1 protein-coding gene is annotated in these 672 nt (G+C 36.5%); it reads left to right on the top strand.

Features of this window, described 5'->3' with window-relative positions:
* Positions 1 to 193 (top strand): hypothetical protein (locus BCT11_RS28220; RefSeq protein ID WP_206747849.1); only part of this gene is annotated, 193 nt, incomplete at its 5' end.
* Positions 194 to 672: the final 479 nt, after the last annotated feature.

Here is a 672-nt window from a genome sequence, read left to right as displayed (position 1 = left end):
CGCGATGAACCTTTTTTATTACCTGCAATTTATCAAAACTCTTCATAGTTTCAACGCGAACGTTTCTCTACCACCTAAAAGCAACGAGACTCCATCACCGATGGCTTTTGTCACTCATAACCACGAGACTTCTTATCTCATTGATAACCAAGTGAAGCTACTTCAATCATTTTCTGCAAAGCAGATTTGTTGAACCTCAATATCTAGGAAGACAGTTCGACACTCGCAGAACATAACTATATTGGATAGATATAGAGAATATACGAATACATGAGCTATCTGACGTTATGTACTCAGCTCGATGGAGGAAAGCTCCATACAACGCTTAAATAACGTTTATTGTAAAAGCTAAAGCAAAGTAGTCATATTAATCAGCAGTAAGTCAGAGACCGCTTAAAAGCGCTAACTCACATTGAAGACAGTAGCGAATAGAAACGCACTTCTGTTAACAAAAGTCCTGTATCAATAGGGGTACGACAAGCAGGCTTAACAAACTTCTATAGATATTCAGAGAGTGGTTAGATGTTCTAGAAAGATTTATTCGGAATTGAATAATAAAAGAGTAATTAACTGTTATCGTTGTTATCGTTGTTATCGGTGCTAATGTTTGGCTAAGAGGTTAATTCAAATACTTTAAGTTATTTCCAAGCATCAGAAATGAAAAAAGCCTCG

Origin of the sequence: Vibrio sp. 10N.222.52.B12, assembly GCF_002875385.1 — a bacterium.
In the GTDB taxonomy this organism is placed as follows: domain Bacteria; phylum Pseudomonadota; class Gammaproteobacteria; order Enterobacterales; family Vibrionaceae; genus Vibrio; species Vibrio jasicida.
The sequence above is the reverse complement of the archived record's forward strand: the minus strand, read 5'-3'. Positions and strand labels throughout refer to the sequence as shown.